Consider the following 24,180-nt stretch of genomic DNA (forward strand, 5'->3'; position numbering starts at 1 on the left):
AAAAAACAATCAAATTTATAAAGTTTAATCTGATTGAAGTAGAATTTTTTAATAAATGTTGAAAATTATGATTCTTGTTTGGATTTTAAATTTATCCTTCGGAAATTGCAAGTTATAATAGTTAATTCCATAAAACGGAAAGACTTCGACTCCGCTCAGCCTGACATCGCTGTAGTAATAGCTTAAGTATTAGAGTTGTCACACTGAGCGGAGTCGAAGTGCCAATTAAAAAGCAATTAGTAAATGAGAGATACTTACGTTCACAAAGGGAAAAGAAAACAATTAATGGATTATCTTCATCAGAAGATTGGAATCACTGACGGTTTTGTTTTGTCTGCGATGAACGAGGTTCCAAGGCATCTTTTCATAGAAAGTGTTTTCGAGGATTATGCGTACGAAGACCGCGCTTTCCCGATCTTGGCGAAACAGACGATTTCTCATCCTTCAACCGTTGCGGAACAAACGGAATTGTTGGAAGTTGAAGAAGGCGAGAAAATCTTGGAGATTGGAACTGGTTGCGGTTATCAGACGGCAGTTCTTATCAAAATGAAAGCTTTGGTTTACACGATTGAACGTCAAAAAGACCTGTTCGATTTTTCTCATAAACTTTTCAGAGAGTTGGATTTGCGTCCGAAGTTTCAGAGTTTTGGCGATGGCTTTGCTGGTTTGCCGACGTTTGCGCCATTTGACAAAGTCTTGGTAACTTGTGGTGCGGAAGTTCTGCCCACAGAATTATTGAAACAATTAAAAGTCGGAGGTAAAATGGTCATTCCACTTGGGAAAACCGATGAACAGATTCTTTACCGATTTACGAAGATTTCGGATACGCAGTTTGAGAAAGAGGAATTTGGGGTTTACAAGTTTGTACCGATGTTGCAAAATAAATCACATTAAATGAAAATTTTTACCAGCCGATTGGATGGCATTTACGCCACAATGTATATTGTAATTACGGTTTTCCTTTTGGGAATTGTTGGAGTTTCTTACTTTGATGAGGATTTGAATGTGCTTGGATGGAGCATTTTAACGGCGATTCTTTTGGCTGTTGTAGTCGTTTTGTCTATCAGTTTTTTCTTTATTAAAATTAAAATCAAAGATGAAGAACTGATTGTCAGCGTCATCTATAATGTTTTCAGAATTAACATTTTTAAAATTACAAAAATCAGAATTGGTGAGACGATGTGGAGCGGTTTTCACAAATGTGGAACTGCAACGGGCGGATTGATTATTTTTTCGAAAAATAAAAACGACCTGTACATTACACCGAAAAATCAAGATGAATTTTTGGAGGAATTGCTGAAAGTTAATAGTCATATCATTATTGAAGATGTGAGAAAATAGTTGATGGTTGTTGGTTGAAAGTTGATGGAAATTGACTTTGAAAGACAAATGTTGAACTTTGCGAAGCGCAGCCCGACTTGAGCGGACTCTTCGAGAGCCTCAGAGTGACAAAATGGGAACGGAGGACAGATAAAGGCGCCCAAATAAATAAGAATAAAATTAATAATCATTTATCAAATATCATTCATCATTTATGAACACACGAGAGGAAAAAATGGAGGCTTTTGGAAGGCTTCTTGATATAATGGATGATTTGCGGGAAAAATGCCCGTGGGACAGGAAGCAGACGTTGGAAAGTTTGCGCCATCTGACGCTTGAGGAAACTTACGAATTGTCTGATGCGATTCTGAACAATGACCTTTTGGAAATCAAGAAAGAGATTGGCGATGTGCTTCTGCATTTGGTTTTCTATGCGAAAATCGGTTCTGAGAAAGAGAGTTTTGATATAGCTGATGTCATCAATTCTTTGAATGAGAAGTTGATTTTCCGCCATCCGCATATTTACGGCGATGCTGTTGCGGAAGATGAGGAAGCAGTGAAGCAAAATTGGGAAAAACTGAAATTGAAGGAAGGAAATAAGTCCGTGTTGGAAGGCGTTCCGAAGAGTTTGCCTCCGATTATCAAAGCTTACAGGATTCAGGATAAAGTGAAGGGGATTGGTTTTGAGTTTGATTCTGCGGAAGATGCGTGGGCGAAAGTGGAAGAGGAGTTGGAGGAATTTCACGCGGAAACTGAGGCTGATAAAAAGGAGCAGGAGTTGGGCGATGTTTTCTTTTCTTTGATTAATTATGCCAGAATTTCTGGCTTAAATGCTGATACAGCTTTGGAACGAACGAACTCGAAATTCATTTCCAGATTTCAGAAAATGGAAGAGTTGGCTTTATCTAAAAACCTTAGCCTCGCTGACCTTAATCTTGTAGAAATGGACGAGCTTTGGGAAGAAGCCAAGGTTTTTGAAAAATAAATCTTATCTGTTAAAATTTTATAATCTCGCTGATCAGGCAAATTGAGCAGATTTTTTATCTATATTAAATCTGCAAAATCAGCGTAATCTGCGAGAATTTTTTTTCTAATTGATTATTCAGCATCAATCAAAACTGCCAATTGGATACAGTTTTCATCAGAACGATTACTCCAAGCGTGATTCGTTCCGGTTTGGATGACTATGTCGCCAGCTTGCAAAAGCGTTTCATCTGTGTCGGTGATTAGATATATTTCGCCTGAAAGAATGATGATATAATCCAGACTTTTGGTTTGATGCACCAGCGGATGAGGTTGTCCCGCAGACGCTTCGATTCCTAGTTGCTTATCTGGTGGAATCTGGACGTAGCGGAAATAAGTTCCATTTTTAATGACACTTGGAATTGCGGAATTTTCTGTCGGTTTTTCCTGTTCAAAACTTGCCGGCATTTTGCTGGTTTGCCAGACGTCGGAAATAATCAATCCGGGAAAATGTTCTGAGACATTGGTAACGATTTCGTCTTTTGCGATGTAAGATTTTCCGTTTTTCGTTCCGGTGATGATTCTTCTCGGAATTGCTTTGATGTTGCTCATTTATTCTTGATTTTGCATTATTAATTTTTTGCCTTGCGTTTGATTATTCTTCAATAATTGTTGCGCTTTTTCAGCAGTTTCAGAGGAAAGTCCACCAATAATTTTGATTGGTAAAGATTTGACTTTTCCATCGTCGATGTATTGTTTGATTTGATTGAGAGATTTTCTGAAATGATTGTAATTTTTCTCTTTTGCATAAATAAAATTTGAAATATTGAGAATAGTTGCACCAACTCCGAAGAGTGAATCGCTAGCTTTTGGTGTGATGAAATGGGTAACATTGGCGTAGATTCCGTTGGCTTTCAAAACGTCGGCGGAGATTTCTGATAATTGATGTCCAACTGCATCGATGACCAAATCGAATTTCTGATTTTGATTGATTTCTAAAATCTTCTCAGCTAAATTATCCTGATTGTAATTGACTATTTGATTTTCATTAAGGCCAATCTCAATTAATTGTTTGATACTTTCCTGATTGCCAGCTGTGACAACAATTTTCTTATTTAAATTTCCTAAAATTAATCTCAAAACAAAATTCCCAACTCCGCCGGATGCGCCAGTTATCACAACATTTTCTATTTGATTCCAATCAACGCGATTGAAAATTTGTAAAGCTGTAATTCCGATAGAAGGCAAACCAGCTGTTTCTTCAAAACTGATTGAAGTTGGTTTTTTCGCCACAATAGCTTGAGGTAAAATAATTTCTTCAGCATAAGTTCTGTTGCTTCCCATACTTCCGCAAACGAAAAAAACTTCGTCGTCAATCTTCAAAAGGTTCACATTTTGTCCAGTTTCGACGATGATTCCGGAACCTTCTCTTCCAAGGATATTAGAAAATAAATATCTCTTTTCGTGTTCATTTTCCCGCATCTGATAATCGATGGGATTGAAGCCGGATGCGAGGATTTTGATTCGGACTTCCTCTGGATTTATTGGTCTTAGCGTGACGGTTTCGTCTTTAAGCTGATTGTTGTCGTCTAGAATAATAGCTTTCATATTACTTTATTTTAATACAAAGTTATTGGTAAAAAGCTTTAAATTTGTTAGTAGTTAACCAAAGGTTACTAGTTACCTTAATGAAATCGATATGAGTAAAATTGTTGTAGATAATATAGAAAGAGAAGCAACTTGCGGTGAAGAACTGATGGCGATGAGAGATTGTTTGGATATTCTGGGCGGTAAGTGGAAGCTGATGATATTGAGATATTTGACCAATCGGGAACACCAAAAGTTACATTTCAAAAAACTTCAACGCGAAATTAATGGGATCTCTGCCAAGATGCTAAGTAAAGAATTGAAAGAATTGGAAACCAATCTTCTCATCACCAGAACTGTCGAAGATGACACGCAAATAATGGTTTTCTACGCCATTACGGAATACGGTAAAAGCGTCACGCCACTTACAGAAAATCTCGTCCAATGGGGAATCACACACAGAAAGAAGATTATTGAAGGTTAATGCCAATATCCATAAAAATTAATTTTAAGATTGCATTTAATTTGTATATTTGATTAATTAACATTTATAAAAACATAAAATATGAGAGGTAAAGGTTGCCTGATTGTTGGTGTCGCACTTTTGGCATTGGCAGCAATAGTTTTCTTTTGGGGATCTGGAAGATACAATTCTATGGTTAAAGCGAATAATGATGTTCTTGAAAAATGGGCGAACGTAGAAACCGTGTATCAAAAACGTGCGAACTTGATTCCAAATCTTGAAAGAACAGTAAAATCTTACGCAAAATTTGAGCAGGAAACTTTGACACAAGTAGTTGAGGCAAGAGCAAAAGCAACTTCTGTTAATGTAGATCCTACAAATATGACGGAGGCGGATATGGCAAAATTCCAACAAGCACAAGGTCAACTAAGCGGAGCGCTAGGAAAATTACTAATGGTTGTAGAAAAGTATCCAGATTTGAAAGCAGATCAGCAGTACATCAACTTCCAAAGAGAATATACAGCGATTGAAAACAGCATCCGTTCAGAAACGGTTTACTACAATGGATCTGTAAAAGGTTTCAACAATCTTGTGGAGACTTTCCCTGGAAACATCGTTGCGGCTTTGTTCCCGAAATTCAAATCTAAACCAACATTCAAAGCAGCAGAAGGCGCGCAAAATGCACCTGATGTTTTCTCAGAATAATGAATCATTTTCTTACAAATACAGAGATGGCTTCCCTCGTGGAAGCCATCAAATTAGCTGAAGACCACTCTTCGGGAGAGATTCGTGTGCACATAGATTCCACCGGGTTGGACAATTTTGCAAAGAAAGCTTTCCATATTTTCCAATCTCTGGAAATGCACAATACCAAAGAGAGAAACGCCGTGTTGTTCTATGTGAATTTTGAACAGCATTATCTCACGATCATTGGTGACGAAGGTATTCATAAAAAAGTGAAACAGTCTTTTTGGGACACGCTCCACGACGAGATCACAGCTGAGTTTGCTAAAGAAAATTACCACAACGGACTGAAAGATGCCATCCTGAAAACTGGCTACGAACTGAAAAAATATTTCCCTTTCGAAGGGGAAAATATCAATGAACTACCCAATGATCTCAGCTTCTCTTAAACGATTTACTTTCGCATTCTTCCTGGTCTTTGGTTTGTTTGTCAAAGCTCAGTTGGTGCCGGAAAAACCAGCCGTGCTTTATCCTGTTTACGATAAAGTAGGATTGTTGACGGAGTCGGAAAAAAATGCACTCAACCAAAAATTGATCAAAGTATCCGATTCCTCGTCCACCGAGATTTTAGTTATAATTCTTCCGACAGCAGGTGGCGAAGATGTGAATTATCTCGCGACAATGTACGGTCAAAAGTGGGGAATTGGACAAAAGGGTATTGATAATGGCGTTGTATTTCTGATTGCGACGGAGGACAGAAAGTTTTCCATCCAGCCAGGTAGAGCAGTTGAGCAATATTTGACAGCTTCCGTGGCTGGTCAGATTTTGGATTATCTGGTGACACCAAGCTTCAAAAAAGGAGAATGGTACAACGGGATAGACAGAGGCACTTCTGCGATTATGGAAGCGGTTCAGGGTAAATTCAAACCGATTGTAAAGAAGCAGAAAAAAGAAGATGGAATTAATGTCGGAAGCGTTATTCTGATTGTTCTGATCATTATCATTCTTATGAGTATCATCAACAAAAACAACCGTGGAGATGATGACGACGATGATTACACGCTTTCCCGAAAAGGAAACCGACGATACCGAGGGGGATTCTTCCCGTTCCCATTCCCAGGCACTTTTGGTGGCGGTGGATTCGGAGGCGGAAGCAGTGGAGGCGGCGGTTTCGGAGGCTTTGGCGGCGGCGGAAGTTTCGGCGGCGGTGGCGCTTCTGGCGGATGGTAGAATAGAGAATGAAATTATAAATAATAAACCCGGATGATTGTATCTTCCGGGTTTATTTTATTTATGTTTTGCATTCCTCAACAAGTAATGATAAACATTTTGATTGCCAATTGAGATTGCATAAGCTGTTATGAATTCAAATCCATTTTTTGACATGAAATTTAGAGCATCAATCATTGAATTGAAATCGATAGGTTTTCCATCTGCATCTTTTACAATGGTTTCTTTACCAGTTGAGAAAAATTTTGTTCGTTGCCCAAAATCAATTTCTATAGTAAGTTTTGTAGTTAATAGCTTTGATGTTCCAACAATTCTAACATACTCTACATCAATATCTTTCAATGGAATATCATTTACTGTTTGTGCATTAACTAAATAGCCACCTAGAAGTAAACAAAAAGAAAATAAAGTTTTTTTCATTATAATATTTATTTGTGTGCGAAAGTATACTTTTAATTTCTCAATCAAATGCGGAAATCCGTAACCGTAAAAAAAAGTTTCTGAAAGTGAAGTACATTTTTTGTATTCCAAAATAATTTTCAATTTCGTAATACATTGGAATTTGATTTGAAGCGATTTTTTAATTATATTTACGAAAACCGCATTTTCCCTTGAAGAAAACACTTGTTCTATTTGCACATCCTTATTTCGAACATTCTACAACCAACGTAAGATTGTTGAAATGTTATGAGGAGATGCCAAATGTGACGTTGCGCGATTTGTACGAGGATTATCCAGATTTTCATATTCAGCCTTTTCGCGAGCGCAAGAGAATTGTGGAGTATGAAAGGATAATTTTCCATTTTCCAATCATTTGGTTTGGCTTGCCACCATTGTTGAAACTTTGGATCGATGAGGTTTTTGATATGCGTTGGATCTCCGAAGGTGGCCTTAATATCCTTTCTGGCAAAGACGCAATCATCATCACTAGCGTCGGCGGAAGCGAAAATAACTATTCCAAAGAAGGAAAATACAAGACCAGCGCAGAAGAACTTCTCACAGGGCTTCGCGTTTCGCTGGACATCAATAATATCGAACTTGTAAAAACACATATCGTTTACAATGCAGATAATCTGGACAGTAATCAATTAGATATTTCATGTAAACAACTCTCACAAATACTCAAGGAAGTATGATGGAAAACTCTATTGCAATGACGATTCTAATTTTTCTGGGCGTTGCCATTATTATGGTGCCGTTGGGGAAGAAACTGGGTTTGAGTTCCGTGATCGGCTATCTACTCGGCGGTATTTTGATTGGCCCATTTTGTTTACAGCTCACAGGCAAAGACGCCGCAGACATTATGCATGCCTCAGAGTTAGGTGTCATTATGCTCTTGTTTTTAGTCGGATTGGAGTTGGAACCACAGAAGCTATGGCAAATCAGGAAACGAATTCTAGGACTTGGGCTCAGTCAAATGTTGCTTAGTATTGTCGGGATTTTCGTTGTGTTTTACATTGCAGGATTCGGGCTACAAAAATCGTTTATCATTTCGCTTTGTTTCGCAATGTCTTCCACAGCGATTGTTCTTCAAACGTTGAAGGAGAAGAACCTTTTCCGAACCGTTAGTGGAGAGTCTTCCTTTTCGATTTTGCTATTTCAGGATATTGCGGTGATTCCGATTTTGGCGCTTCTGCCATTTCTCGCAAAATCCCAGAAAGCCGTTTCTCAGATAGATCACGAACGAGTTCTATTGCATTATATTCCCGAATGGTTACAACCTTTTACAGTAATTGGAGCCGTTCTAGCATTGATTTTATTAGGTCGATATATCTTCATCCCATTTCTAAGATTCGTTTCGAAGTCTGGACTAAATGAGCTCTTGACCGCCGCTTCGTTGTTCCTCGTGATTGGCGTTTCAGAATTGATGATCTCCATTGGTTTAAGTCCGGCTTTGGGTGCGTTCATTGCAGGCGTGATGTTGGCAAACAGCGAGTTCCGGCACGAGTTGGAAAGTAATATAGATCCGTTCAAAGGTTTGCTTTTGGCGGTGTTTTTTGTGAGCGTTGGTGCGACGATCAACTTTGATATCATTGCTTCCAAACCTGTTTTTATTTTTTCTGCCGCGTTTATAGTGTTGGCTATCAAAGCTTCTGTTTTGTTCGGAATCGGGAAATATTATAAAATGAACAACGAGCAAAGTTTTTTCCTAGCGTTTGCCTTGTCGCAAGTCGGTGAATTTGCTTTTGTTTTGATTAATTTTTCCGCCAGTTTATTTTTAATTGATTATCAGGCCAACTCAGAATTGATGGCGATTGTAGCGATTACGATGTGTATTTCGCCACTCCTTTTGATCTTCAAAGAAAAAGTTCTCGACAAACGTTTTATCAAACAAAAATCTGAGGAAAATGTTGAACTCGGCATCATCAAACAAAGAAAAATCATCATCGTTGGATTTGGCTATTTTGGAAGTACAGTTGGTAGATTGCTGAAAGCCAACGGAATCCGATCTACAGTTTTGGACAACGATCCGGATAGAGTTGCGTTGTTGCGCTCGAACGGATTCAATGTATATTATGGCGATGCCACCAAGCCAGCACTTTTGCGTTCTGCCGGAATCGAGGATGCAGAATTGCTCGTGGTTTGTCTGGATGATCCGGAGAAAAATAAATTGCTTGTAGATTATGCCAAAGAAAATTATCCCAATCTCAAAATCTTTGTCCGCGCCAAAAACCGTTTGGATGCCTACGAATTTCTGAATAAAAAAGTCGATAATATCTACCGGGAAACCTTGGGAACCGCTGTGGATATGGCTGTTGACATCCTTCAGGAAAACGGAATGCGGAAATACACCGCCAGAAGAATGGGGAAACGATTTATGATTATCGATAAAGCGATGACCAGACGACTCGCCAAAGAAAAAGATAAAAACCTGATCACTTTTACATTGCGCGAAACCTTGGAACGCGAAGCCGAATTGCTCGCATTGGACAGTATTTCCTTCGAAGAAAACCATTGGAGTGGAGACGAGGACGATGATAAATGATGAAAGTAATTTGTGCGGCTTTTTCCGTCTTCCACTCCCTCCCGATTTTACATCGTGATCCACTCAAACATCGATTCAATACAAAAAAATAAGGAATTGAGATAAGTCGGTCTGCAGATTCGTCATAGAACAGCATTAGTCAATAGATTGAGGTTTTGTTTAAGAATCGAATTTTCAAAAAACACCATTCGATTATTCCCGCACTTTTCATTACATTTATTCCCTAATTAATTTTATAAATGAAAAAAATAAAAACTTCATTACTAATAACATTTCTTGCCGTAAATACAGGAAATATGATGATAAATGCTCAGCAGAAAAAAGCGTCTGCAACCACAGAAAAATCTATGAACAACAATCCTTTTCTTAAAAATAGTCCGTTGCAATACCAAGCTCCGGAATTTGATAAAATCAAAGACGAACATTTCAAACCTGCTTTTGAAATCGGACTCAAAGAACAATTGGCAAACATCGATAAGATAATCAATGACAAGTCTGCACCAACATTTGAGAACACGTTTTTAGCTTTGGAAAACAGCGGACAAACTTTGGGACGCGCAACGATTATTTTTTATAATCTGACAAGTTCCAATACCAATGATGTCCTTCAAAAAATAGAGGAAGAGTACGCACCAATTTTCGCCGCACATTCGGATAAAATTTCTCTGAATGAAAAATTATACAAAAGAATGAAAGCGGTAAAAACGGATAAATTGGATGCAGAAAGCAAAAGATTGACCGAGTTTTATCTAACTAACTTCGAATTGGCCGGCGCCAATCTTTCGTCTGAGAACAAAGAAAAACTGAAACAGATCAACCAGCAATTGGCAACATTATCTACACAATTCAGCAACAAATTGTTGGAGGCCAGAAAAAATGGAGCTGTTTTGATTTCTGACGTCAAAGAATTGGATGGACTTTCCGCTGATGAAATTGCTGCGGCCGCAACAGATGCAGAACAAGCAGGACAAAAAGGAAAATATCTTTTGGCTCTACAAAATACCACACAACAACCAATGTTGCAAAACTTAAAAAACCGAGCAACAAGAGAAAAACTTTTCAAAGCTTCTTGGACCCGCGCTGAGAAAGGCGATGCCAACGACACAAGAGAAACGGTTGAGAAATTGGCAAAATTGAGATTGCAGAAAGCGCAACTCTTTGGAAAGAAAAACTTCGCAGAATGGAGCTTGCAAGATCAAATGGCAAAAACGCCGGAAGCCGCAATGGGACTTTTGGCACAGTTGGCAAAACCTGCTGTAGAAACTGCAAACCGCGAAACGAAAGAAATCCAGGAGGTGATCGATGCGCAGAAAGGAAACTTCAAAGTTGAACCTTGGGACTGGAATTTCTATTCCGAGCAAGTGAGAAAAGCGAAGTACGATTTGGACGAAAATGAGATCAAACCTTACTTCGAAGTGACCACGGTTTTGGAAAAAGGTGTTTTCTACGCCGCTGAGAAATTCTACGGCATCACGTTCAAAGTGAGAAAAGATCTTCCAACTTACCATCCAGACGTGGTGGCGTACGAAGTTTATGACAGAAACGGAAAATCTTTAGCCTTATATTATCTGGATTTCTACACCAGAAGCAACAAAAGCGGTGGCGCGTGGATGAATAATTTTGTTCCCCAGTCGCATTTGTTAGGTCAAAAACCTGTGATCGTGAATGTCTTCAATTATCAAAAACCTGCGCCAGGAAAGCCGTCTTTGATTTCTTATGACGATGTAGAAACAATGTTCCACGAGTTTGGTCACACCTTGCACGGTTTGTTTGCAGACCAAAAGTATGCGTCAATTTCCGGAGCCAATACACCACGGGATTTTGTGGAATTCCCTTCTCAAATCAATGAGCATTTTGCTTTGGAAGCTGAGGTTTTGAAAAACTACGCCTTGCATTATGAGACAAAACAACCGATGCCTCAAACGTTGATTGATAAAATCAAAAAAGCGTCAAACTTCAACCAGGGTTATGCGACCACAGAATTGGTGGCGGCCGCAACTTTGGATATGAATTGGCATACGGTAACTTCTGACAGCCAGCTAATTCCAGTTTTGGATTTCGAAAAACAAGCGTTGAACAAATACGGATTGCTGGTGCCACAAGTTCCTACAAGATATCACACGCCTTATTTTGCACACATTTGGGGCGGAGGTTATTCGGCTGGATATTATGCTTATCTGTGGTCAGAAACTTTGGATTCCGATGCTTGGGAATGGATCAAAGCAAACGGCGGATTGACCAGAGAAAATGGCGACCGTTTCAGAAAATATATTCTTTCCGTTGGAAATAGCGTAGATCTGAACAAGGCTTTCGAAGGTTTTACGGGTCACAAAGCGGACATCAAACCGTTGCTTAGAAGCAGAGGTTTTATTAAATAAACTTTGTCAAAGATTTAGAACTTTTGCAAAGTATTGAAAAACGTTTCCAATTTTGGGAACGTTTTTTTGATTCACCTTTTTTTTAAGTAATTTAGTCTGAACAAAATAATGTCAGTTTTGATTACATTATGAAAAATAAATTTTCTTTTTTAAATTTCGAAAGTGAAAGAAATCTTTTTAATATTTCTGTCTTTCTAGCTGTTACTTTTATTTTGCTTCACATCATATCTTATAATAGAGAATCATTTGGAGTCATTAAAGGATATGCACCTTATGAATTTGGATTTAATATGTTATTTTTTCTACCAACTCTCTTATTTGTATCAATTGGAACATTAGTTATTGGTTTGAAAATCAAAGCGAAATGGCATACTTATAAAGATGTAAAATTGAAGTGGTACACAATTATCTTAATATCACCTACTATTTTATTTTTGAGCTTTATATTTTTAAGAATATTGCTATTAGTCGTAACATCAATTATTTCAGAAATATTTTAGATTAATATCAATTAATAATTGCGAAAATTTCACCAATTACTGAGTATGTGAAGATTATCTCAAAGCCTTCAGAAAATAATTTTTCACATTCCGAAATCCAAAATCCAAAAAATATCGTAACTACTTGTAACAATAATAGTTTCATAGTTTATTTTTTCCGGGATTCTGTTTTTGGATTTTCATAGGTTGACGGCAGGATTCCGGATTTTTTATCGAAAGAGAGAAATGTAATTTGTTGTTTTTATAGTTCCATTTTTCGATTTGTTATTTTCTAAATCCCAGTCGGCTCCTGATTGGGATTTTTTTTGTTTAGAGTATGATGTAATGACTAAAAACAACAATGAGAATATTTTAATAAAAACATTCTCATTGTTGTTGAAATATTTAATGAAAATTAAACTTCTCCAATTTCCAATTTTGTACTGATGGCGATTCTGTTCCACGCATTGATGGTCACAATTGCCATGATGATTTCTGCGATCTGCTTTTCAGAAAAGACTTTTGTTGCTTTTTGATACGTTTCGTCGCTCAATCCAGCTTGTGAAATTAAAGTGATTTCTTCCGTCATTTTCAAGGCAACTCTTTCTTCGTCTGTAAAGTGGCTTTCTGCTTCGTGCCAGGCGCTGACGATGAAAATTCTCTCTGCATTTTCGCCATATTTGATGGCATCTTTGGTGTGCATTGCCAAGCAGTAAGCACAATTGTTGATCTGTGAAGCGCGAATCTTGATAAGTTCATTGATGGTTTTAGAAATCTCCGAGTTGGCCAGATAACCTTCCAATCCCAACATTGCTTTAAAAGCTTGCGGATCAGTTTTACTGATGTTGATGCGTTTGTCCATTTTGTAATTCTTTTAATTTGTTAAGACAAAATTCTGAAATTGAGAACCGAAAAAACTTAAACTGGTTTAAGAAAGTGCATCACGGAAATTACGTTTGGAATTCTTCTTTAAAACTAAGAAACTATTTTCTTCCGAAGTTCACTGAGATATTCTGGCGTGAATCCTAGAAAGGAAGCAATCAGATATTGCGGAACGCGCTGAACAAATTCTGGATATTTCCGAAGCAGATTGAGATAGAATTCTTCCTTCGAGTAAGAAAAAATATATTTGACTCTCCGTTGATTGGCCGAAAAAGCTCTCTGATAGACGATTCGAAAATACTTCTCCATCACTGGAAATTGCTCCAACAGTTTTTCCTGAGAATCATTGGATATATACAAAACTTCGGACTTCTCCACCGTTTGGATAGAAAAATCTGCCGGCGTTTTGTGCTCAAAAGAAAAATTATCGGTCATCCACCAGCTTTCCAAGGCAAAGTCTGTAGTTTGCTCGGTCCCTTTTTCATTGATGAAAAACTTGCGCAGAAGTCCATTCAGTACAAAATAATTATACTTGCAAATTTGTCCTTCCTCCAAAAGATTTTCTTTTTTAGCAAAATTCTTGACTTCGAAATAGGACAAGATTTCCTCAAAATCGTTATCGCTGATCTTGATAAATTTTTCTAAATGGTTTCGGAAGATTTGAGACATTTGTTTCTAATTGATGAGTGTAAATTTAAATAAAAAGCAAAATGCTGATTTACATTTTGCTTTGCGTTTTTACATTCTGCCTAAGATTTCTTTTTTCTTAGCTTCATAATCTTCCAAGGATATCAAGTCATTGTCCAGAAAAGCTTTTAGTTTCGTCAAGGTTTCCATTGGGTCTTCTGTTGGAACTTGTGGTTGTATCGGCTCTTTCGGTTCTTCCGGTTTTTCCGGTTTTTCATTCTGTGTGTTAAAGGTAAATCCTCCTGAGGTTGCACGCTTGTCTTCCAGCTCTTTTTGTCGGCGAAATTCTATCATTTCTTCCTCTTTGGCTTGTGCGTATTGATACAATTTTCTCGCTTGAGATTTTGGAATATAATCAATCGTCTCAACAAATCCGCTGACCGCCGTCATCTTAAAAGTAGAACCCAGAATCGCTTCGCTGATATGACTTTCGCCCACATCTTTCCAAAGATAATCCTGAAAATCCGTCACCAAACCAAACGATTTCGAACGGAAAAAGATGATCCTTTTATTCGTAAGTACGATAGAATCTGGCGAAATGTTGATAGCTGGTTTATTCTGAACAGCGATGTATTCTAAGGTTTCGCCATTGGTCAAAAGGTCATTTACTTTTTCCGCAATTTTTTCTACCGCTTTTGGATCTTGATCTTCGTTCAGGAATTTCTTTATATCGTTTATCATTTTTGAATTTTTAAGTTTTATCAAATGTGAAATTACGAAAACTAATTAATTCCAAATAACTTTCAGGTCTCGGAATTCCAAATCAGAATTTGATTTTGTGAAAGTGTTGCTTTTAAGAGAGGAATTAACTCGGAACCTTAAAATTTTAATTAATAAAGGATTGTCGACGATATCTTTAAAGGAAAAGTGAAGTTTCATCGGAACTGTAGTTGATAATTCTGGATATGTATTGCTAGATTTAAAAAGGTCTGCTTTGTATAATTCACCACCCAAATCAATGATGGAAATGTCTTGTATCACAAGATTTTTATCGACATCTTTTGCCTCTATAAGAGAAGTAATTGTGATAGTTTTATCAGTTTTATTACCAACGACTTTTGTGATTCTGAAATTATTATTGTCTTTCTCAGATTCAAGAATTGGTGCATTGATTTCAAGAACTTTTTTTAAATAATCATTTTCAGTTTTAATGGTTTGAATCTCTGACTTTAGATTCGTGTTTTCCAGTTTTACATTGTCGCAGTTGCTTTGCGCATAAAAAACGCCATTAAGAAGAATAGCGGAAATCAGAATGTGTTTCTTCATCATCGTATTTTAAATTAAAAATTGTGTTTTACAATCAGTGAAAATATAAAAACTTAATATATTAAACAAAAAAACTGCATCAGAATATCCAATGCAGTTTATAATTTATTTTATAGTTTAATCTTAACCTTCCAGTTGAGTTCCCAAGAATTCCCATTCCTGCAAAGTCAGATCCAATTCTTCCTTGATTTTGTTGTAAGTTTCCAAAGTTTCTTCAGACGGATTTTCTTTGGTGAAAGAACCTTCGAATTCCTCGATTTTCAATTCAAGTTCAGAGATTTTTTCTTCGACTTTCTTGATCTTGTTTTGGATGTTCTTTTGTTCTTTGCTTACGATGATATTAGATTCCTGAGTTTTTACAACTGGTTCTGGGATCTTAACTTCCGGAACTTCTTCCTGATGAAGTTTAGCTTTCTCAGCCGAGATCTCGCGGATGCTTTCTTTCTGTCTGAATTCCAGATATTCGTTGATGTCACCAAGGAATTCCTTCATACGTCCATCACGGAATTCGAAGATCTTGTCAGACAATCCTTGCAAAAATTCACGGTCGTGAGAAATGACGATCAAGGTGCCTTCAAACTTCTGAAGTGCCAATTTGATAATTTCCTTCGACTGGATATCCAAGTGATTCGTAGGTTCATCCATAATCAAGGTGTTGAACGGACGAAGCAACAATTTACAAAGCGCCAAACGGTTTCGCTCACCTCCGGAAAGAACTTTCGTTTTCTTCGTCACATCTTCGCCTTGGAAAAGGAAAGATCCCAAAAGATCACGGACTCTAGGTCTTGTTTCCTCGGTTGCAGAATCTTCTGCTTCCTGTAGAACAGTTTTATCAGGCGTCAAAACTTCTTCCTGATTTTGAGCGAAATAACCGATGTTCACATTGTGTCCAAGATTCCAGCTTCCAGAAAAATCGGTGATATCGCCAGCAAGAATTTTTGCCAAAGTTGTTTTTCCTTGACCATTTTGCCCAAGCAAAGCGATTCTTGCGCCTCTTTCTACGATGAAATCTACCTTGTCGAAAATCTGTTTTTTACCATAAGCTTTCCCCAAATTTTGAGCTTCGAAGATTACTTTTCCAGGTTGAACACTCGGTTGGAAACGGATATTGAATTTAGAAACGTCCTCATTCTCCACTTCAATGCGTTCTACTTTGTCTAGTTTTTTGATCAATGATTGCGCAAATGATGCTTTGGAAGCACTCGCACGGAATTTGTTGATCAATTCTTCTGTATGTTTTATTTCTGCATCCTGATTCTTTTTGGCCTGGATGAGTTTTTCTTTTCTGTCTTTTCTTAGTTCAAGATATTTGGAGTAGTTGGCCTTGTAATCGTCTATTTTTCTGTTGTTCACATCAAAAGTTCGGTTACAGGTAGAGGTCATAAATTGCTTGTCGTGACTTACAAGCAACATCGAGCCTTGATAATCTTTCAAGAAATCCTCCAGCCAGATGATAGATTCCATATCCAAGTGGTTGGTAGGCTCATCCAGAAGCATCAGATCGTTTTGCTGCAGAAGTAATTTTGCCAGTTCAATTCTCATTCTCCAACCTCCGGAAAACTCGTCGGTGATCTTTTGGAAATCATCCGCTTTGAAACCCAATCCAAATAGGATTTTCTCCACATCGCCTTCCAAATTGTAAGCATCGAAATTCATCAGAAGATCGTTCAGATCTGTCATTCTGTTGATGAGGTCGGTGTATGCATCACTTTCGTAATCGGTTCTGGTCGCCAGTTGATGGTTGACTTCTTCCAATTCATCTTTCAAAGCATTGATCTGCTCAAAAGCCTGCATTGTCTCATCCCACACAGTTCTTCCTTTTACGAAGTCAAGATCCTGTTTTAGGAAACCAATTGTGATCTTACCTTCCGTGACCACATTACCTTCGTAGAAATTGATCTCTCCGGAAAGTATTTTGAGAAGCGTGGATTTTCCAGCTCCGTTTTTTCCGACCAATCCGATCTTATCACCTTTTTTGATGGTAAAATTGGTGTCTTTGAAAAGATAATTTCCTGCGTGATGTAAGCCTAATCCCTGAACCGAAAGCATTGTATTCTATATTTTATTTGAATTTGCAAAAGTAGTGAAATATGATGGAAGATGGAAGCTGGATGTTGGAAGTTTATATTTGCTTAATAATTAAGACGTTATTGAAAGAATAGTTGGCTTCGAGAGCCTCAGCCTGACAGTTGTTGATTGATTATGTTTAATGATAAAGTTGAATTTATACTGAAACTTGCAGCCCGACTTATCTCAATTTCTTATTTTTTAATTTGAATCGAATTCAATAAATTTTATATGGAAAAAATCTGACGATTTTTGAATTTTTATTGGTCTTCGAGAGCCTCAGACTGACAATTATTTTACTTAAATCATTCAGCTTCCACTATCCAACTTCCATCATCCAAACAAATCCTTATCTTTGCAAAAATCTTAAACAAAATGAGCAAACCGATTACTGAGTTCATAGAAAAATATTATTTGCACTTCAATGCTGCGGCATTGGTAGATGCTTCCAAAGGATATGTTGCGCATCTTAAAGATGGCGGTAAAATGATGATCACGCTTGCTGGAGCAATGTCAACTGCTGAGTTAGGGAAAATCTTGGCTGAGATGATTCGCCAGGGGAAAGTGGATTTCATTTCTTGTACTGGTGCAAACCTTGAGGAAGATCTGATGAATCTTGTGGCGCACACGCATTACGAAAGAGTTCCAAACTATAGAGATCTTACGCCGAAAGAAGAATGGGATTTGTTGGAAAGAGGCTTGAATAGAGTGACTGACACTTGTATCCCGGAAGAAGAAGCGTTCCGAAGATTGCAGAAGCACATCTACGAAATCTGGAAAGATGCAGACGAAAAAGGAGAAAGATATTTCCCACACGAATATATGTACAAAATGATCTTGTCTGGCGTTCTTGAGCAGTATTACGAGATTCCGAGAGAAAATTCTTGGATGATTGCGGCGGCTGAGAAAAACTTGCCGATTGTAGTTCCAGGCTGGGAAGATTCTACAATGGGAAATATTTTCACGTCTTATTGCATCAAAGGCGATTTGAAGTTTTCTACAATGAAATCTGGAATCGAATATATGGCTTATCTGGCTGATTGGTACCCGAAAAATTCTGGTGGAAAAGGCGTTGGATTCTTCCAAGTTGGTGGTGGAATTGCGGGTGATTTCCCAATCTGTGTGGTGCCGATGTTGTATCAGGATATGGAAATGCACGATATTCCGTTCTGGAGTTATTTCTGTCAGATTTCAGATTCTACAACGTCTTACGGATCCTATTCCGGAGCGGTTCCGAACGAGAAGATCACTTGGGGTAAATTGGATATCAACACACCAAAGTTCATCGTGGAAAGTGATGCGACAATTTGTGCACCTTTGATGTTCAGTTATATTCTTGAGAATTCTTAATTGAGTGAGTTGATTATATAAAAAAGAAAGCGTTCAAATTATTTTGAACGCTTTCTTTTTATGTTTTAAAGTTGATGATCTAGTCTAATGAATTTACCAAAACCTTATATCGATAACCGAAAATGAGTTTTTGAAATTTGTTGAGTTTTGTAAAATCTCGTTTGCTATATTTTGGTAAAATCGCTTTGTTGATGTTGTTCAGAACTCTGAAAAATGCTTTTTTCATAACTTGAAATTTTAAAATACTGATGGTTAAAATACAAGTTTCAAGCCACTCTAAAAATCATTTATCAACTATTATTTATTATTAAAGCATCATCACATTTTCTATTTTCGCAACCTTTTGATAGATATCGATGACTTGATCCGCATCCATCACGAAACATTGCAAAGAAACGGATGTGTATTTTCCTTTGGAGCTTTCTCTATTGGATAAAGTGTATTTAAGGCCATCAAAAACTCTTAAGATCTCTGTGATCTTTTCAGAATCTCCCGGAACAATGAATTTAAAAAGATATTCCTCTGGAAAGTTGTGTTGACTTTCTAATTTTTCCTTCAATGATTTGTAAAATTCTTCTGGATTATTGTGGTTGGTTTCTACGATATCTGCCATTTTATTTTTGATATTAATTAATAAAAAATCTCCGCTAAAAAACGGAGATCAAAGTTAGTGATATTTAATTTGTCGTTACGAAGGATTTTCGGCCGTCGCCTCTTGTGGAAGGGAAACATCATCTGGCGCAGATTCCAAAGCTTTGTCCAAAGTGAAAAGAGATTCGTCTGAAGCGCTGTCTCCACCAGCGATTTTCAATTTATCAATCAACTCAAGAGCTAATTTTTCTTCTTCGATTTGTTCTTTCACAAACCATTGCATAAAGTTCCACGTTGCCCAATCTTTCTCTTCAAATGAAAGATTAACAATCTCATAGATGGCAGTCGTATTATCAACTTCGTGTTCAAAAACTTTATTAAATGCATCTGTCAAACTCTGTGGGTTCTCTGGTGGCGCAGGAATTGCTTCAACTTTTGCTTCGCCACCTCTGTCAAGAATGTAGCGCATAAACTTGATCATATGATTTCTCTCTTCCTGTGAGTGTCGGTAAAGGAAATTGGCAATTCCGCCGTAACCTTTGACGTCTGCCCAACAGCCATAAGAAAGGAATATTTGTGAAGCATGTGCTTCTTTTGTCATTTGTTTTATCAGTGCCTCTTGCATTTGAGGCGATAATCTGTTGGTATTCATAATGTTATATGTGATTAGGTTTGTTTGATATTAATTTTACAGCCTTACCATAAAAAAAGACTGAAAAAGGACTTCTATTATTAACTCATTTTGAGTAATTAAAAGAGCAATTCAGTGAAAATAGACAAATACCAAGCCAAAACAGTGATTTTTTCGGCGGTGAATTTTGGTCAAAGATGATTGTTTTTTGGGTTAATGAATTGATTATTAATTAATTATGAATTTTTTAGCATTAATTAACGTTCTGTTAAAAATTTATTTATATTCGAATTAGAAAATAATACTTAAGATTATTATGAAAAAAAATTATGTGAAATTACCATTGCTCATTGCCGCGATCTATTTTGGAGGCAACTTGCATGCACAATCCACACAAGACACAACTGCACAAGAAAATAAAATCGAGGAGGTAGTTGTCATCGGGTATGGATCACAAAAGAAAGAGAATGTAACAGGAAGTATCGGGATTGTAACTGCAAAAGATCTTGCGGATAAACCCAATGCCAACCCTTTAAACTCTGTTCAAGGTAAATTAGCTGGGGTGAATGTTGTTACATCAGGAACGCCAGGTGGATCTCCTAGAGTTGATATCAGGGGAGTTGGATCTCTCTCTGGAAATACAGTTTTCATCGTAGATGGAATGTTGACTGAGGATATTTCTTTCCTTAATCCTCAAGATATCGAGTCGATGAGTGTTTTGAAGGATCCTTCCAGTTTAGCTATTTTTGGAGCTAAAGCTGCGAATGGAGCAGTTATCATCAAAACTAAAACTGGAAAAGGGAAACCTGTTTTCAATCTTAACTCTTATTTAGGATTTAAAACTGTGACCAATGTTCCTAAAATGGTGAACTCTGATCAATACATTGAGTTATACAATGAGAAATTGCTTAATGATAATAATGGATCTTCAGAAGGTTCAATCAGCAGAGCGGATTTTCCTGCGAACACAGATTGGTTCAAAGAGATTTTCCGTACAAGCATTATCAACTCAAATGACTTTTCTGCATCAGGAAGTTTGGGGAAACTTAATTATTATGGTAGTGTAGGTTATCTTCAAGATGAAGGAAATCTAGCTGCAGGACAAGGTATCAATTCTGGAAGTGGTTTTAATAGATTTAATACCAAATTGAATCTTAGTTATAAAATTACTGATAACATTACCTTGGGTAATAATTTCTCTTATTCCAAAACACGTACAGATGTTTCACAAAACCCTCTGTTGAATGCGCGTAATGCACCACCATTGTTCTCTGCTATGAATCCTACAACAGGAAGTTATCAGTTTTTCAATGGTTATTCCATTGCAAATCCAAGAGCGCAGTTGGATCTTTACAGATCTCAAGTAAGGCAAGATAGATTATTAAACAATGTTTTCGCTGAGATTAAATTTTTGAAAGATTTTACTTTTAGAAGTAGTTACACAAGTGATAGCTATAATCCAAGTCAATACGAATATACGCCAGCAATTACGTATACACCAAATGCGACTTTATCAAATTTAATTACCAGAAATGTCAGAAATCGAAATTATGTTTGGGATAATACGATCAACTGGAAAAAGGAATTGGGTAACCATAATTTGGAGTTGTTAGCTGGCTTTACTAGAATCAGAGACTCAAGATCAGAGGATGTTTGGATTGCTAAAAACGTAAATTATGATGGGACTAATGGTTCTCTAAATATTTTCAACGGTACAGATATTTTTAATTATCAAGATACAGCACCAGCAGTTACAGATGGTAGACCAGCGGCGACTCAGGATCAGCAAAGAATAGAATCATTTTTTGGAAGAATCAATTATGATTACCAAGGTAAATACTTATTAAACGCTTCTGTACGTAGAGATGCATCTTCACAGATTTCTACAGATAGATACAAGACTTTCCCAGCGGTAAGTATTGGTTGGGTAGTTTCCAAAGAAGGCTTTATGAGCGAACAAAATGTTTTCAATTTATTGAAGTTTCGAGCAAGTTGGGGTAAACTAGGTAATCCAAGAGTTGTAAGAGATTTTACTCAAAATGTCTCAATTATTGGAGGTGGTGCATATTATGGTAATAGCGGTTATCCTGCAGCCACTCTTGATAGAGTTATTGACCCGAGCATTGGGTGGGAAACAACTACAGGAACAGATGTAGGTGTAGAAATGGCTTTCCTTAATAACAAGTTGAAATTAGAAGCCACTTACTATGACAAAGAATCTAAAGATGTAGTACATGGGATTTTCCAAGGAACAATTTCTGGAGCAAGTAATCCTTATAATTTTATTACAAACGCATACTCATTCAGAAATAAAGGTTTTGAAGTTTCAGCGAACTATGCGGCAGACTTAAGTGAAGGAGTTAAATTAGGGGTTTATGGAAACTTCACGACTCTTAATAACAAAATTACAGATGTTTTTGGCGGATCATTCCTAGAAACTGGAGCTAGTTTATTTGGTAATTCTATTGTAAGATTACAAACAGGTCAAGCAGTAGGATCTTATTACGGATATCAAGTTGTTGGTGTTTTTCAAACTGATGAAGAGGCAGCAGCATCTGGACAAACTGGTGCAAAAGCAGGATGGTTCAAATTTGCTGATAACGATGGGAATGGTGTAGTCGATACCAGAGATAAAACTTTCTTAGGAAGTCCGATTCCAAAAGGAACTTACGGATTTGGAATCAACATGAATATTCATTCGATTGATATAGGTGTAGATTTCCAAGGTGTATTTGGTAACAAGATTTACAACTTCAATAGAGAACAACGTTTCGGTAACGAGAATTGGGATCTTGATATGTACAACAACAGATGGAGAGGTGCTGGTACATCCAATACCAATTCTATGATTACTTCTAATCAATCTGTGATTTTGCCTAATAGTTATTTTGTAGAAGATGGGAGCTATATAAGAATTAGAAATATACAAGTAGGTTACAGTTTGCCAAACAATATTGCAGAATCCCTGTCAGTTAGAAAATTGAGAATTTATGTAAGTGCTCAAAATCCTTGGACAAGTTTCAAATACAACGGATTCTCTCCAGAAATACTTAATTCAGATAGAGTACAAATGGGTATTGATCAAAATATCTACCCAATCTCTGCTATCTATTCAATGGGTATGAACTTAACATTTTAATTAGAAAAATCATGAAAAAAATATTTTTAACACTTTCAATATTCTCGTTGATAGCAAGTTGTAGCGATGATTTTGTAGATATCAAACAAGAAGGAGTTACTGTAGGTACGGATTTCTTTAAGACTGAAGATGATGCTATGAGAGCTACAAATGCAATTTATAGTTTTCTTCGAAGCTGGGAAAACTCTGGATTTCCTGCACAATTTGTATTTGGAGTAACTGGTGATGATGTAGAAAAAGGTTCTAATCCTGGTGACGCATCATTTATTAATGCCTACGATAATTTTTCATTTACAATCAGTGATGATGGGGTCAATGGCTACTGGACCGGACAATGGCAAGCTGTTCAAAGAACAAATCAAGTCATTACAAATGTTCCGAATATAGATATGGATGCTAATCTGAAAAACAGATTAATTGCAGAAGCTAAAATGCTAAGAGCCTATTTCTATTTTAACTTAGTACGAATCTATGGTGGTGTACCAATTTTTGATGGTCTGAAATCACAAACAGATTACTTAAATACTCCAAGAAATACTGCCGCAGAAGTTTATGCTTTTATTGTTAAGGATTTAACAGAGGCTTCAGAAGTTTTACCTCAGTCTTATGGTGCCGCAGATGTAGGAAGAGTTACAAAAGGTGGTGCATTAGGTCTACTTTCCAAAGTTTATCTATACATGAAGGATTATCAGAAAGCTTACGATACATCTAACTTGGTAATTGGAATGGGCTATGCATTGGAGCCAGATTTCAATAAGTTGTTCAGACCAGCTGGAGAATTTGGTTCAGAATCTGTATTTGAGGTTAATTGCGGTTGCTCACCAGAATTCGGCGGAAGTCAATACGCTGAAGTTCAAGGTGTAAGAAATCAATTTGGTTGGGGCTTTTTTACGCCTACCCAAGCTTTGGAAGACGCTTTCGAGCCAGGTGATGTTAGAAAAGAATTTACAATTTTGAGAGAAGGTGAAACGACACTTGAGGGTGATTTGATCAAAAAAGGTGATCCACAAGCTGGAAATACATGGAATCAAAAAGTTTATGTACCGACGTCATTAAACAATAATGCATGTGGTTATGGCTCTATTCAAAATATCAGAATTTTGAGATTTGCAGATATTCTTTTGATCAATGCGGAAGCTGCAAATGAACTTGGTAATACAGGAGTTGCAATCACCAATATTAATAAAGTAAGAGAAAGAGCTAAGTTGGGAATAACTCCAGCCTCTACACAAACTGCATTAAGATTAGCAATATGGCAAGAAAGAAGAGTTGAGCTTGCTATGGAAATGGATAGATTTCCAGATCTCGTAAGAACAGGCCAAGCGGCTCAGTATTTAGGTCCATTAGGATTTGAAACTGGTAAAAATGAACTCTTTCCTATTCCATTAAGAGCAATTACCGATGGTAAAGGTATTCTTACACAAAACCCAGGTTATAACTAATAGCCTAGAATTTAATACCAATATTTTAAGAGGAG

The 24,180-nt window shown here is 37.1% G+C and carries 25 protein-coding genes; 14 read left to right on the top strand and 11 right to left on the bottom strand.

Annotated features, from left to right (window positions below; genetic code table 11):
- The first annotated feature begins 243 nt into the window (after positions 1-243).
- The 3 genes from IO90_RS11440 to mazG all read left to right on the top strand — a co-directional run bounded on the left by IO90_RS11440 (position 244) and on the right by mazG (position 2,305).
- Positions 244-894: a protein-L-isoaspartate(D-aspartate) O-methyltransferase gene (locus IO90_RS11440; RefSeq protein WP_034966562.1), complete on the top strand. Its 651-nt coding sequence runs from the start codon at positions 244-246 to the stop codon at positions 892-894.
- Positions 895-1,341, top strand: coding sequence for a PH domain-containing protein (locus IO90_RS11445; protein WP_034966564.1), 447 nt, complete (start codon positions 895-897; stop codon positions 1,339-1,341). It abuts the gene before it with no gap.
- A 193-nt stretch (positions 1,342-1,534) separates the two neighbouring features.
- Complete coding sequence (gene mazG / locus IO90_RS11450) at positions 1,535-2,305, top strand: nucleoside triphosphate pyrophosphohydrolase (RefSeq protein ID WP_034966566.1); 771 nt, start codon at positions 1,535-1,537, stop codon at positions 2,303-2,305.
- A 113-nt stretch (positions 2,306-2,418) separates the two neighbouring features.
- Here mazG and IO90_RS11455 read toward each other — a convergent pair whose 3' ends face one another.
- Both IO90_RS11455 and IO90_RS11460 read right to left on the bottom strand, forming a co-directional pair.
- A complete protein-coding gene (locus IO90_RS11455) occupies positions 2,419-2,895 on the bottom strand; it encodes a cupin domain-containing protein (RefSeq protein ID WP_034966569.1) in 477 nt (158 codons plus the stop codon).
- Complete coding sequence (locus tag IO90_RS11460; protein ID WP_034966571.1) at positions 2,896-3,891, bottom strand: zinc-binding alcohol dehydrogenase family protein; 996 nt, start codon at positions 3,889-3,891, stop codon at positions 2,896-2,898. It abuts the gene before it with no gap.
- Positions 3,892-3,982: 91 nt separating this feature from the next.
- Between IO90_RS11460 and IO90_RS11465 the strand changes: the two genes are divergently transcribed.
- The 4 genes from IO90_RS11465 (at position 3,983) to IO90_RS11480 (ending at position 6,247) form a co-directional block, all read left to right on the top strand.
- The gene (locus IO90_RS11465; protein WP_034966573.1) at positions 3,983-4,354 is read left to right on the top strand and encodes a winged helix-turn-helix transcriptional regulator; all 372 of its coding nucleotides are present in this window, start codon (positions 3,983-3,985) and stop codon (positions 4,352-4,354) included.
- 81 nt (positions 4,355-4,435) lie between these two features.
- On the top strand, positions 4,436-5,038 hold the full coding sequence (locus IO90_RS11470) for a LemA family protein (protein ID WP_034966576.1): 603 nt from the start codon (positions 4,436-4,438) through the stop codon (positions 5,036-5,038).
- Entirely contained in the window at positions 5,035-5,466 is a 432-nt protein-coding gene (locus IO90_RS11475) for a TPM domain-containing protein (RefSeq protein WP_034966578.1), read from the top strand. The genes IO90_RS11470 and IO90_RS11475 overlap by 4 nt, the downstream gene beginning before the upstream one ends.
- A complete protein-coding gene (locus IO90_RS11480; RefSeq protein WP_034966580.1) occupies positions 5,447-6,247 on the top strand; it encodes a TPM domain-containing protein in 801 nt (266 codons plus the stop codon). Before IO90_RS11475 ends, IO90_RS11480 begins: the two co-directional genes overlap by 20 nt.
- A 57-nt stretch (positions 6,248-6,304) precedes the next feature.
- Here the strand turns inward: IO90_RS11480 and IO90_RS18845 are convergent, their stop codons facing one another.
- Positions 6,305-6,667, bottom strand: a complete 363-nt coding sequence (locus tag IO90_RS18845; protein ID WP_034968987.1) for a hypothetical protein — start codon at positions 6,665-6,667, stop codon at positions 6,305-6,307.
- A 191-nt stretch (positions 6,668-6,858) separates the two neighbouring features.
- On the opposite strand from IO90_RS18845, the gene IO90_RS11490 reads away from it, so the two are divergent.
- The 4 genes from IO90_RS11490 (at position 6,859) to IO90_RS11505 (ending at position 12,111) form a co-directional block, all read left to right on the top strand.
- The gene (locus tag IO90_RS11490; protein WP_034966582.1) at positions 6,859-7,383 is read left to right on the top strand and encodes an NAD(P)H-dependent oxidoreductase; all 525 of its coding nucleotides are present in this window, start codon (positions 6,859-6,861) and stop codon (positions 7,381-7,383) included.
- Positions 7,383-9,233, top strand: a complete 1,851-nt coding sequence (locus IO90_RS11495) for a cation:proton antiporter (RefSeq protein ID WP_034968989.1) — start codon at positions 7,383-7,385, stop codon at positions 9,231-9,233. Before IO90_RS11490 ends, IO90_RS11495 begins: the two co-directional genes overlap by 1 nt.
- A gap of 296 nt (positions 9,234-9,529) precedes the next feature.
- Positions 9,530-11,611: a M3 family metallopeptidase gene (locus IO90_RS11500; protein WP_228374704.1), complete on the top strand. Its 2,082-nt coding sequence runs from the start codon at positions 9,530-9,532 to the stop codon at positions 11,609-11,611.
- Between the two features lie 128 nt (positions 11,612-11,739).
- Complete coding sequence (locus IO90_RS11505) at positions 11,740-12,111, top strand: hypothetical protein (RefSeq protein WP_034966586.1); 372 nt, start codon at positions 11,740-11,742, stop codon at positions 12,109-12,111.
- A gap of 394 nt (positions 12,112-12,505) precedes the next feature.
- On the opposite strand, the gene IO90_RS11510 is transcribed toward IO90_RS11505, so the two are convergent.
- The 5 genes from IO90_RS11510 to IO90_RS11530 all read right to left on the bottom strand — a co-directional run bounded on the left by IO90_RS11510 (position 12,506) and on the right by IO90_RS11530 (position 16,974).
- On the bottom strand, positions 12,506-12,952 hold the full coding sequence (locus IO90_RS11510; protein ID WP_034966588.1) for a carboxymuconolactone decarboxylase family protein: 447 nt from the start codon (positions 12,950-12,952) through the stop codon (positions 12,506-12,508).
- Positions 12,953-13,065: 113 nt separating this feature from the next.
- Complete coding sequence (locus IO90_RS11515) at positions 13,066-13,641, bottom strand: Crp/Fnr family transcriptional regulator (RefSeq protein ID WP_034966590.1); 576 nt, start codon at positions 13,639-13,641, stop codon at positions 13,066-13,068.
- A gap of 69 nt (positions 13,642-13,710) precedes the next feature.
- Positions 13,711-14,340, bottom strand: coding sequence for a PH domain-containing protein (locus IO90_RS11520; protein WP_034966592.1), 630 nt, complete (start codon positions 14,338-14,340; stop codon positions 13,711-13,713).
- 45 nt (positions 14,341-14,385) lie between these two features.
- Entirely contained in the window at positions 14,386-14,928 is a 543-nt protein-coding gene (locus IO90_RS11525; protein ID WP_228374680.1) for a transposase, read from the bottom strand.
- A 120-nt stretch (positions 14,929-15,048) separates the two neighbouring features.
- Positions 15,049-16,974, bottom strand: a complete 1,926-nt coding sequence (locus IO90_RS11530; RefSeq protein ID WP_034966594.1) for an ABC-F family ATP-binding cassette domain-containing protein — start codon at positions 16,972-16,974, stop codon at positions 15,049-15,051.
- A gap of 393 nt (positions 16,975-17,367) precedes the next feature.
- On the opposite strand from IO90_RS11530, the gene IO90_RS11535 reads away from it, so the two are divergent.
- On the top strand, positions 17,368-18,342 hold the full coding sequence (locus IO90_RS11535) for a deoxyhypusine synthase family protein (protein ID WP_034966597.1): 975 nt from the start codon (positions 17,368-17,370) through the stop codon (positions 18,340-18,342).
- 79 nt (positions 18,343-18,421) lie between these two features.
- Here IO90_RS11535 and IO90_RS19015 read toward each other — a convergent pair whose 3' ends face one another.
- The 3 genes from IO90_RS19015 to IO90_RS11545 form a co-directional block, all read right to left on the bottom strand.
- Positions 18,422-18,568, bottom strand: a complete 147-nt coding sequence (locus IO90_RS19015; RefSeq protein ID WP_165569352.1) for a hypothetical protein — start codon at positions 18,566-18,568, stop codon at positions 18,422-18,424.
- A gap of 81 nt (positions 18,569-18,649) precedes the next feature.
- Complete coding sequence (locus IO90_RS11540; protein WP_034966599.1) at positions 18,650-18,955, bottom strand: DUF493 domain-containing protein; 306 nt, start codon at positions 18,953-18,955, stop codon at positions 18,650-18,652.
- A 75-nt stretch (positions 18,956-19,030) separates the two neighbouring features.
- Positions 19,031-19,585 (bottom strand): ferritin, encoded by a 555-nt coding sequence (locus IO90_RS11545; protein ID WP_034966601.1) that lies wholly within the window; start codon positions 19,583-19,585, stop codon positions 19,031-19,033.
- Positions 19,586-19,880: 295 nt separating this feature from the next.
- Here IO90_RS11545 and IO90_RS11550 point away from each other — a divergent pair, with 295 nt between their 5' ends.
- Both IO90_RS11550 and IO90_RS11555 read left to right on the top strand, forming a co-directional pair.
- Positions 19,881-22,703 carry a SusC/RagA family TonB-linked outer membrane protein gene (locus tag IO90_RS11550; protein WP_034966603.1) on the top strand — a complete coding sequence of 941 codons (2,823 nt, stop codon included), beginning with the start codon at positions 19,881-19,883 and terminating at the stop codon, positions 22,701-22,703.
- Between the two features lie 137 nt (positions 22,704-22,840).
- Positions 22,841-24,145: a RagB/SusD family nutrient uptake outer membrane protein gene (locus IO90_RS11555; protein ID WP_410492588.1), complete on the top strand. Its 1,305-nt coding sequence runs from the start codon at positions 22,841-22,843 to the stop codon at positions 24,143-24,145.
- Positions 24,146-24,180: the final 35 nt, after the last annotated feature.

The sequence above is a fragment of the Chryseobacterium sp. FH1 genome (assembly GCF_000735135.1).
Classification (GTDB): Bacteria; Bacteroidota; Bacteroidia; order Flavobacteriales; family Weeksellaceae; genus Epilithonimonas.

Bases quoted from the DNA above. Each gene is read 5' to 3' on its own strand.
- IO90_RS11440 (WP_034966562.1), top strand. From the start codon at position 244: ATGAGAGATACTTACGTTCACAAAGGGAAAAGAAAACAATTAATGGAT.
- IO90_RS11445 (WP_034966564.1), top strand. From the start codon at position 895: ATGAAAATTTTTACCAGCCGATTGGATGGCATTTACGCCACAATGTAT.
- mazG (WP_034966566.1), top strand. From the start codon at position 1,535: ATGAACACACGAGAGGAAAAAATGGAGGCTTTTGGAAGGCTTCTTGAT.
- IO90_RS11455 (WP_034966569.1), bottom strand. From the start codon at position 2,895: ATGAGCAACATCAAAGCAATTCCGAGAAGAATCATCACCGGAACGAAA.
- IO90_RS11460 (WP_034966571.1), bottom strand. From the start codon at position 3,891: ATGAAAGCTATTATTCTAGACGACAACAATCAGCTTAAAGACGAAACC.
- IO90_RS11465 (WP_034966573.1), top strand. From the start codon at position 3,983: ATGAGTAAAATTGTTGTAGATAATATAGAAAGAGAAGCAACTTGCGGT.
- IO90_RS11470 (WP_034966576.1), top strand. From the start codon at position 4,436: ATGAGAGGTAAAGGTTGCCTGATTGTTGGTGTCGCACTTTTGGCATTG.
- IO90_RS11480 (WP_034966580.1), top strand. From the start codon at position 5,447: ATGATCTCAGCTTCTCTTAAACGATTTACTTTCGCATTCTTCCTGGTC.
- IO90_RS18845 (WP_034968987.1), bottom strand. From the start codon at position 6,667: ATGAAAAAAACTTTATTTTCTTTTTGTTTACTTCTAGGTGGCTATTTA.
- IO90_RS11495 (WP_034968989.1), top strand. From the start codon at position 7,383: ATGGAAAACTCTATTGCAATGACGATTCTAATTTTTCTGGGCGTTGCC.
- IO90_RS11500 (WP_228374704.1), top strand. From the start codon at position 9,530: ATGATGATAAATGCTCAGCAGAAAAAAGCGTCTGCAACCACAGAAAAA.
- IO90_RS11505 (WP_034966586.1), top strand. From the start codon at position 11,740: ATGAAAAATAAATTTTCTTTTTTAAATTTCGAAAGTGAAAGAAATCTT.
- IO90_RS11510 (WP_034966588.1), bottom strand. From the start codon at position 12,952: ATGGACAAACGCATCAACATCAGTAAAACTGATCCGCAAGCTTTTAAA.
- IO90_RS11515 (WP_034966590.1), bottom strand. From the start codon at position 13,641: ATGTCTCAAATCTTCCGAAACCATTTAGAAAAATTTATCAAGATCAGC.
- IO90_RS11520 (WP_034966592.1), bottom strand. From the start codon at position 14,340: ATGATAAACGATATAAAGAAATTCCTGAACGAAGATCAAGATCCAAAA.
- IO90_RS11525 (WP_228374680.1), bottom strand. From the start codon at position 14,928: ATGATGAAGAAACACATTCTGATTTCCGCTATTCTTCTTAATGGCGTT.
- IO90_RS11530 (WP_034966594.1), bottom strand. From the start codon at position 16,974: ATGCTTTCGGTTCAGGGATTAGGCTTACATCACGCAGGAAATTATCTT.
- IO90_RS11535 (WP_034966597.1), top strand. From the start codon at position 17,368: ATGAGCAAACCGATTACTGAGTTCATAGAAAAATATTATTTGCACTTC.
- IO90_RS19015 (WP_165569352.1), bottom strand. From the start codon at position 18,568: ATGAAAAAAGCATTTTTCAGAGTTCTGAACAACATCAACAAAGCGATT.
- IO90_RS11540 (WP_034966599.1), bottom strand. From the start codon at position 18,955: ATGGCAGATATCGTAGAAACCAACCACAATAATCCAGAAGAATTTTAC.
- IO90_RS11545 (WP_034966601.1), bottom strand. From the start codon at position 19,585: ATGAATACCAACAGATTATCGCCTCAAATGCAAGAGGCACTGATAAAA.
- IO90_RS11550 (WP_034966603.1), top strand. From the start codon at position 19,881: ATGAAAAAAAATTATGTGAAATTACCATTGCTCATTGCCGCGATCTAT.
- IO90_RS11555 (WP_410492588.1), top strand. From the start codon at position 22,841: ATGAGAGCTACAAATGCAATTTATAGTTTTCTTCGAAGCTGGGAAAAC.